At 74.2% G+C, this 7,490-nt stretch carries 9 protein-coding genes and 1 pseudogene; 8 read left to right on the top strand and 2 right to left on the bottom strand.

Annotation, left to right across the window (positions count from 1 at the left end; translation table 11 throughout):
- Positions 1-300: 300 nt before the first annotated feature.
- Entirely contained in the window at positions 301-672 is a 372-nt protein-coding gene (locus tag ACZ56B_RS32400; RefSeq protein WP_468798533.1) for a hypothetical protein, read from the top strand.
- Positions 673-690: 18 nt separating this feature from the next.
- Here ACZ56B_RS32400 and coaA read toward each other — a convergent pair whose 3' ends face one another.
- Positions 691-1,659 (bottom strand): type I pantothenate kinase, encoded by a 969-nt coding sequence (gene coaA / locus ACZ56B_RS32395; RefSeq protein WP_468798539.1) that lies wholly within the window; start codon positions 1,657-1,659, stop codon positions 691-693.
- A 250-nt stretch (positions 1,660-1,909) separates the two neighbouring features.
- Between coaA and ACZ56B_RS32390 the strand changes: the two genes are divergently transcribed.
- Positions 1,910-2,701, top strand: a complete 792-nt coding sequence (locus ACZ56B_RS32390; protein ID WP_468798530.1) for a hypothetical protein — start codon at positions 1,910-1,912, stop codon at positions 2,699-2,701.
- Positions 2,702-2,798: 97 nt separating this feature from the next.
- Here ACZ56B_RS32390 and ACZ56B_RS32385 read toward each other — a convergent pair whose 3' ends face one another.
- A complete protein-coding gene (locus ACZ56B_RS32385; RefSeq protein WP_468798536.1) occupies positions 2,799-3,458 on the bottom strand; it encodes a formylglycine-generating enzyme family protein in 660 nt (219 codons plus the stop codon).
- A gap of 161 nt (positions 3,459-3,619) precedes the next feature.
- On the opposite strand from ACZ56B_RS32385, the gene glmS reads away from it, so the two are divergent.
- The 6 genes and pseudogenes from glmS to ACZ56B_RS32355 form a co-directional block, all read left to right on the top strand.
- Complete coding sequence (glmS, locus tag ACZ56B_RS32380; protein WP_468798527.1) at positions 3,620-5,467, top strand: glutamine--fructose-6-phosphate transaminase (isomerizing); 1,848 nt, start codon at positions 3,620-3,622, stop codon at positions 5,465-5,467.
- Between the two features lie 159 nt (positions 5,468-5,626).
- The gene (locus ACZ56B_RS32375) at positions 5,627-6,154 is read left to right on the top strand and encodes a DUF3515 family protein (RefSeq protein ID WP_468798524.1); all 528 of its coding nucleotides are present in this window, start codon (positions 5,627-5,629) and stop codon (positions 6,152-6,154) included.
- 142 nt (positions 6,155-6,296) lie between these two features.
- Positions 6,297-6,467: a hydrophobic protein gene (locus tag ACZ56B_RS32370; RefSeq protein ID WP_081237786.1), complete on the top strand. Its 171-nt coding sequence runs from the start codon at positions 6,297-6,299 to the stop codon at positions 6,465-6,467.
- Between the two features lie 219 nt (positions 6,468-6,686).
- Positions 6,687-7,058, top strand: a complete 372-nt coding sequence (locus tag ACZ56B_RS32365) for a holo-ACP synthase (RefSeq protein ID WP_468798521.1) — start codon at positions 6,687-6,689, stop codon at positions 7,056-7,058.
- The gene (locus ACZ56B_RS32360; protein WP_468798518.1) at positions 7,055-7,222 is read left to right on the top strand and encodes a hypothetical protein; all 168 of its coding nucleotides are present in this window, start codon (positions 7,055-7,057) and stop codon (positions 7,220-7,222) included. Before ACZ56B_RS32365 ends, ACZ56B_RS32360 begins: the two co-directional genes overlap by 4 nt.
- Positions 7,223-7,363: 141 nt before the next feature.
- Positions 7,364-7,490: pseudogene (locus tag ACZ56B_RS32355) on the top strand (RNA polymerase sigma factor SigF); the annotation flags it as partial.

Below are 7,490 nucleotides of genomic sequence, written 5' to 3'. Positions count from 1 at the left end.
TAGGGGTGGTCCACTCCCTCCCCCCTCCCTCCCCCTGGAGGGCCGAGGGGGGGGCCCCCCCCCCCCCCCCACGTCCTGTTCGCGCTTCCCCCGGCCGGTGGGGCGGGGAGGCGGGTCCCCACCGCCCCACCGGCCGGGTTCGGCTCGTGGCTGGATCCGCCGGTCCCCTCGCCAGGTGACCGATGTCATCGCGGCGGGACCTCCGTGGGCCAGGCCCTTGTAGGCCACCGGCCGGGCGGGGCCGACACGACCGGGACCGGTGCCGCTCTGACGTGGGACGGGGGCCGGGGGGCGGCGACCGTGGCGCAGCAGGCGGCCGCACAGGAACGGGCGGCCCGGGAGGCGCTGCGGGACGCGGCCTACGCGGAGGCGGTGCGGCGGGCCGTGTCCGACGCGGAGGCGTGGCGGGCCGCGGCGGCGGCGCGCCCGGGCCCGGACGCGGGGTCCCCGCAGGCGCAGGGGCCGGCGCGGGACGCAGCGGCGGGCGGATCCGCGGCGGGCGGGCCGGCGGTGTCGTCGCCGGAACCGGACGTGGCCGCCCGGATCCGGGAGGCACTCGACACGCCCCACCCGCGCCCCGGGTCCACGCCCGGGACGGACCCGGGGCACCGGCAGGCGGTGGAGGACTCCTTCACCGGCCCGGTGAGAACTCACCTGCGGTCCCGCCCCTGACCGGGGGCGGCGGCCGGGTCAGAGCTTGCGCAGGCTCAGGCGCTGCACCTTGTGGTCCGGGCCCTTGCGCAGGACGAGGGTGGCCCGGCCCCGGGTGGGGGCGATGTTCTCCACCAGGTTGGGCCGGTTGACGGTGCGCCACATCGTGCGGGCGTAGTCCAGGGCCTCCTCCTCGGAGACCTGGGTGTACCTGCGGAAGTACGAGGACGGGTCCTGGAAGGCGGTCTCGCGCAGCCGCTTGAAGCGGTTGAGGTACCAGCGCTCGATGTCCTCGGCGCGGGCGTCGACGTACACGCTGAAGTCGAAGTAGTCGGCGAGGCCCACGCGGGTGCGGCCGTCCTTGCCGGGCAGGGCGGGCTGGAGGACGTTGAGCCCCTCGACGATCAGGATGTCCGGGCGGCGCACGGTGAGCTTCTCGCCGGGGACGATGTCGTAGATGAGGTGGGAGTAGACGGGGGCGGTGACCTCGTCCTTGCCGGCCTTGATGTCGGCGACGAAGCGGGTGAGCGCGCGGCGGTCGTACGACTCGGGGAAACCTTTCCGCGACATCAGGCCGCGGGCCTGGAGCTCCCGGGTGGGCAGCAGGAAGCCGTCCGTGGTCACCAGCTCCACGCGCGGGTGCTCCGGCCAGCGGGACAGCAGGGCGCGCAGCAGCCGGGCGACCGTGGACTTGCCGACGGCGACGCTGCCGGCGACCCCTATGACGAAGGGGGTGCCGGACTGGGAGCCCTGCTCGCCGAGGAAGGTGTTCAACGCGCTCCGGAGCCCGTCGGTGGCACCGACGTAGAGGTTGAGCAGCCGGGACAGCGGGAGGTAGATGTCCCGCACCTCGTCGAGGTCGATGACGTCACCGAGACCTCGCAGCCGCTCCACCTCGTCGGCCGTGAGCGGCAGCGGCGTCTTGTCGCGCAGCGCGCTCCACTCGGCACGGGTGAGGTCGAGGTAGGGAGTCGCCTCCGGCCGCTGCCGGTGGGCGCCCCGGGACATCGAGGGGGCCGGAGAAATCACAGTCCATTGTTAACGGAGTTCGAACGGGACGGGGGGTGGAGTGGGTCACGCCCGGCCCGCGCGGGGCACCGGGCCGTGTCCGCGCGGGGGCGTCGCCGCGGAGCGAGATCACGCGGCTGTCACGGTCGCATACCGGGTGATCACCTGGTGATCATTTGTGTGGAGGCCGTGTGTACGGTGCCCGCACAGCATCGCGGAGTCCTCCGCGGAATTGAAGAGAGAGCCCATCGTGAAGCACACCGCCGTCCGCCGTACCGTGCTCGTCGCCTCAGCCGCCGCGCTCGCCCTCCTCGCCACCGCCTGTGGCGGCTCCGACGACGGGGGCAAGGGCGACGGGGGCAAGGGCAAGGCCGACGCCTCCGCCTCCGCCCCGGCCGCGCCGGCGGCCGGGGCGCTCACCGCCGCCGAACTGGAGAAGGCCGCGCTGGCCCAGGCGGACGTCGAGAGCGGCAAGGTGGCCACCGAGCTCGAGTCGGTGGAGGACCTCACCAAGGACCAGGTGAAGGCGGACGACGAGGCCTGCCTCCCGCTGGTCCACGCCCAGGCCGCGGTGGCGCAGGGCGAGCCCGCGGCGTCCGTGAAGCGGTCGTGGACGGGTGAGCCGGAGAAGCCCTCCGGCGACCTCGCCTCCGAGGACGCCCTGCTGGCCGCCCTCGACATGGAGAAGATGCTGATCAACCTCGCCTCCTACGAGGACGGCGGGGCCGAGCAGGCGATGAAGGGCCTGACCACCGCCGCCGAGAAGTGCGCCGGGGGCTTCACGGCCACCGTGGCGGGCGAGAAGCTCCAGTTCCTCAAGGCCGCCACGACCACCGCGCCCGGAGGCGGCGACGAGGGCACCGCCGTCACCCTGACCCTGGCCGCCGAGGAGGGCGTGAAGGCGCCGAGCAAGATCGTCGTCGTCCGCAAGGGCGCCACCCTGGTGTCCTTCAGCGCCGTCAACCTCGCCTCCGCGGCCACCGGCGAGGACTTCGACGTCCCCGCGGAGATCGTCGACGCGCAGGTCGCCAAGCTCGGCTGACCCGGCCGCACGGCGGACGCGGACGGAGGGCCCGGGCGGATGCCCGGGCCCCTCCGCCGTCGCCGGGCCCGGGGCGCGGCGGGCCCCGGACCCCGGCTCACCGGGCCGCGGGCCGGCCGGAGCGGGCCAGGCGGAAGCCGACGTCGTCGATGCGGAACGTCGGATGGCTGCGGCGGCGCACCGAGGCCCGGCAGCTCCAGTGCTCGTCGAACCACCCGCCGCCGCGGAGCACCCGGTAGGCGCCGTACACCTCGGGGTCGTAGAGGTCCCAGCACCAGTCCCACACGTTGCCCAGCATGTCGTACAGGCCCCACGCGTTGGGCCGCTTGCCGCCCACGGCGTGGATCCGGCCCCGGGAGTTGCCCCGGTACCAGGCGACCTCGTCGAGCCCGCCGTAGCGCGGACCCCCGGTCCCGGCGCGGCAGGCGTGTTCCCACTCCGCCTCGGTCGGCAGCCGGTACCCGTCGGCGGAGGCGTCCCACCCGGCCGCCCCGTCGTCGGGCCGCAGGCGGTACGCGGGCGTCAGCCCCTCCGCGCGGGACAGGGCGTTGCAGAACGCGGCCGCGTCCCACCACGACACCCCCTCGACGGGCAGCCGGTCGCCGCGCGCGGTGCTCGGCCGACGCCCCGTCACCTCCGCGTACAGCGCCTGCGTGACCGGGAACGCCGCCAGCTCGAACGCCGCGACGTCGACCGTCCGGCTGCTCCGCGTCCGGCGGTCGGACAGGACCACCCGCCCCGCGGGAACGGCCACCATCTCGTCTCCCCGGGTTTCTTCCACGGACAGGACCCTAGCCGGGACCGCGGGACGCCCGCGGGCGGGCGGGGGTGCGAACGGGTTCGTACGCCGGTGGGAATTTCCGATTTCGGGCAGGCGGAGGCCGTTTTTGGCGGCTGACGGGCCGTAGGCTGCCGGGCATGTGCGGAATCGTGGGATACGTGGGGTCGCAGTCGGCGCTGGACGTCGTGACGGCGGGCCTGAAGCGGCTGGAGTACCGGGGGTACGACTCGGCGGGTGTCGCCGTGCTGGCGGACGGCGGCCTGGCCACGGCCAAGCGGGCCGGGAAACTCGTCAACCTGGACAAGGAGCTGGCCGAACGGCCCCTGCCGACCGGCACGGTCGGCATCGGCCACACCCGCTGGGCCACCCACGGCGGTCCGACGGACGCCAACGCCCACCCGCACCTCGACAACGCGGGCCGGGTCGCCGTCGTCCACAACGGCATCATCGAGAACTTCGCCGCCCTGCGCGCCGAGTTGACCGAGCGCGGCCACGACCTCGCCTCCGAGACGGACACCGAGGTCGTCGCCCACCTGCTCGCCGAGGAGTTCTCCTCCTGCGCCGACCTCGCCGAGGCGATGCGGCTGGTGTGCCGGCGACTGGAGGGCGCGTTCACCCTGGTCGCCGTGCACGCCGACGCGCCGGACGTCGTCGTCGGCGCGCGGCGCAACTCGCCGCTCGTGGTGGGCGTGGGGGAGGGCGAGGCCTTCCTCGCCTCGGACGTCGCCGCGTTCATCGCGCACACGCGGTCCGCGATCGAGCTGGGCCAGGACCAGGTGGTCGAACTGCGCCGGGAGGCGGTGACGGTGACCGGGTTCGACGGCAGCCCGGCCGACGTCCGCTCCTACCACGTCGACTGGGACGCCTCCGCCGCGGAGAAGGGCGGCTACGCCTCCTTCATGCTCAAGGAGATCGCCGAGCAGCCGAAGGCGGTCACGGACACCCTGCTCGGGCGGGTCGACGGGGCCGGTTCGCTGACGCTGGACGAGGTGCGGATCCCGGCGGGCGTCCTGCGCGAGGTCGACAAGGTCGTCGTCGTCGCCTGCGGTACGGCCTTCCACGCCGGCCTGATCGCCAAGTACGCCATCGAGCACTGGACGCGGATCCCGTGCGAGGTGGAACTGGCGAGCGAGTTCCGCTACCGGGACCCGATCCTCGACCAGCAGACCCTGGTCGTCGCCATCTCCCAGTCCGGCGAGACCATGGACACGCTGATGGCCCTGCGGCACGCACGCGAGCAGGGCGCCAAGGTCCTCGCGATCTGCAACACCAACGGCTCCACGATCCCGCGCGAGTCCGACGCGGTGCTGTACACGCACGCCGGCCCGGAGGTGGCGGTCGCCTCGACCAAGGCGTTCCTGACGCAGCTCGTCGCCTGCTACCTGGTCGCGCTGTACCTGGGGCAGGTGCGGGGCACCAAGTGGGGCGACGAGATCCGCGCGGTGGTGCGGGACCTGTCGTCGGTCCCCGCGGCGGTGGAGCGGGTCCTGGGGGCGATGGAGCCGGTGCGGGAGCTGGCCCGTTCCCTCGCGGACAAGGACACGGTGCTGTTCCTCGGCCGGCACGTGGGCTACCCGGTGGCCCTGGAGGGCGCGCTCAAGCTCAAGGAGCTCGCCTACATGCACGCGGAGGGCTTCGCCGCGGGCGAGCTGAAGCACGGGCCGATCGCCCTGATCGAGGACGACGTGCCGGTCGTCGTGGTCGTCCCCTCGCCCCGGGGGCGCTCCGTCCTCCACGACAAGATCGTCTCCAACATCCAGGAGATCCGGGCGCGCGGTGCCCGGACGATCGTCGTCGCGGAGGAGGGCGACGAGGCGGTCGCCCCGTACGCCGACCACCTGATCAGCGTCCCGGTCACGCCCACCCTGCTGCAGCCGCTGGTGGCGACGGTGCCGCTGCAGGTGTTCGCCTGCGAGCTGGCGACGGCGCGGGGCAACGAGGTCGACCAGCCGCGCAACCTCGCGAAGTCGGTGACGGTGGAGTAGGCCCGCGGGGCGCCGGCCGCCCGGTGGCGCCGGTCACGCGGGAGGGGTCCGCGGAGGGGGGCGTGTGCGGGGCCCGGCCGGGGTGGTGAAGGATGAGGGGGGCGCGAAGCCTGCGTCCTCCCGGTTCCGGGCCGGGTGCTCCTCACGGTCACGGTTGTCATGCATCACGATGAAGAAGTCGAAGAACCGCGCCGGCGGACCCTGCGCGGGGTGCTCACCCCGGCGCGGGCGGCGATCGCCGTCGCCGTCGCGGCGGTGGTCACGTCCGCCTTCCTGGTGGTCGACTCCCGCACGATCGGCTCCGCCCCCCGCGGCGGGGACGCGCGGTGCTCCGACGTCGTCGACCGGGTTCCCGACGAGGTCGGCTCGAAGTCGCGCGACTGGGTCCTCGGCGACGGCGTCGCCGCGTGGGGCGGCCGTTCCCTGGTGCTCCGCTGCGGGGTCGACACACCGGAGCCCACCACCGACCTCTGCCTCACGGCCGAGGGCGTCGACTGGGTCCTGGACGAACGGACCCTGAAGGCGGAGGGGGTGAGCGTTCTCACCACCTACGGGCGCTCCCCGGCGGTGGAAGTCGCCTACGACGGCCCGCGCGAGGACGTCGGCGGCATTCTCGTGGAACTCAGGGAGGCCGTCGCCCGGATTCCCGCCGGGGCGAAGTGCATCGGGGCCGGCGACACCCTGTAGTGCCCCGCCCCCGGGGTTCCCGGGACCGCCGGGCGCGCCGGCCGGGCGTGTGCGGATTCCCTCAAAAATGTGAAACGAACGTGGAGTTGGAGGGCTTGTGCGGGAGGCGCCGGGGCACCCGAAGGACCGGAGGTTGATACACATGGTTCCCCTTCTTCTGGTTCTTCTGCTGGCGCTGGTCCTGTTCGGCGCGGGCTTCGCGATGGAGGCCCTGTGGTGGGTCGCGGTCATCGTGCTCGCGGTGTGGCTGCTGGGCTTCCTCGTCCGTCCGGCGGGCACGGGCGGCAGGCGTGGCCGCTGGTACCGCTGGTAGGGCGGCAGTCGCCGGTCCCACCCGGGACGGCGGGACGGACGCGAAGAGCCCCGGCGCGACGGCCGGGGCTCTTCGCGTGTCAGCGGGGGGAGTTCCCCGGGCATGACAGGGGGGGGAGGGAGGACACCCGTCCCCCGCCGGGTCACGGGCGCGGGGAAGCGGCGCCTCCCGCCCGGCGCTCGGCGCCCCGCCGGGCCGCGGACTCGTAAGGTGCTGCGCATGAGCATCATCGGAGTCGGGATCGACGTGGCCGAGATCGAGCGGTTCGCGGCGTCGTTGGAGCGGACGCCCGGGCTGGCCCGGCGGCTCTTCGTGGAGAGCGAGCTGCTGCTCCCCGGCGGGGGACGGCGGGGTGTCGCCTCGCTGGCCGCGCGGTTCGCCGCCAAGGAGGCGCTGGCCAAGGCGCTCGGGGCGCCCAGCGGGCTGTACTGGACCGACGCCGAGGTGTGGTGCGAGGACAGCGGGCAGCCGCGGCTGCGGGTCCGGGGGACGATCGCGGCCCGGGCCGCCGAGCTGGGCGTGCGGTCCTGGCACGTGTCGCTCAGCCACGACGCCGGGGTGGCGTCGGCGGTCGTCATCGCCGAGGGATGAGGGACGAGGGCGCCGGACACGGGACGGAGGTGCGCGAGGTGATGGTGTCCTTTCCGGGGGCGGGGGTCGACCTGCCGGTCTGGGGCGAGGCGTTCCTCGTCGTCGCCGCCGTGCTCACCGTGGTCTTCGCCCTCGTGCGGTTGCTGCGGAACCGGCGTCGGTGACGTCCTCCGGAGAAGTCGCCGAATCGGTGGGTGTGCTGTGCGCCGACCGGGGTAAGCGGGGGAAACCGGCGCCCGAGGGGACCGGTCGAACAGGAGCCCGAGCGGGGCCGACCGAACAGGAGGCGAACAGTGACGTCGACGATGGCGGGGACCGACCGAGCTCAGACCGTGGGCGGGCTGCCGGAGGTCGTGGATCCCGGCCAGGTCGCCCCCCGGGACGCCCGTGAGCTGTCCCGGCTGTTCTTCCGGGAGCTGGCGGTGCTGGAGG

Source organism: Streptomyces sp. NPDC034670 (assembly GCF_055574875.1).
The sequence above is the reverse complement of the archived record's forward strand: the minus strand, read 5'-3'. Positions and strand labels throughout refer to the sequence as shown.

Excerpts from the sequence above, each read along its gene's own strand:
- ACZ56B_RS32375 (WP_468798524.1), top strand. The coding sequence starts at position 5,627 with ATGCATCACGATGAAGAAGTCGAAGAACCGCGCCGGCGGACCCTGCGC.
- glmS (WP_468798527.1), top strand. The coding sequence starts at position 3,620 with ATGTGCGGAATCGTGGGATACGTGGGGTCGCAGTCGGCGCTGGACGTC.
- ACZ56B_RS32385 (WP_468798536.1), bottom strand. The coding sequence starts at position 3,458 with ATGGTGGCCGTTCCCGCGGGGCGGGTGGTCCTGTCCGACCGCCGGACG.
- ACZ56B_RS32360 (WP_468798518.1), top strand. The coding sequence starts at position 7,055 with ATGAGGGACGAGGGCGCCGGACACGGGACGGAGGTGCGCGAGGTGATG.
- ACZ56B_RS32365 (WP_468798521.1), top strand. The coding sequence starts at position 6,687 with ATGAGCATCATCGGAGTCGGGATCGACGTGGCCGAGATCGAGCGGTTC.
- coaA (WP_468798539.1), bottom strand. The coding sequence starts at position 1,659 with ATGTCCCGGGGCGCCCACCGGCAGCGGCCGGAGGCGACTCCCTACCTC.
- ACZ56B_RS32370 (WP_081237786.1), top strand. The coding sequence starts at position 6,297 with ATGGTTCCCCTTCTTCTGGTTCTTCTGCTGGCGCTGGTCCTGTTCGGC.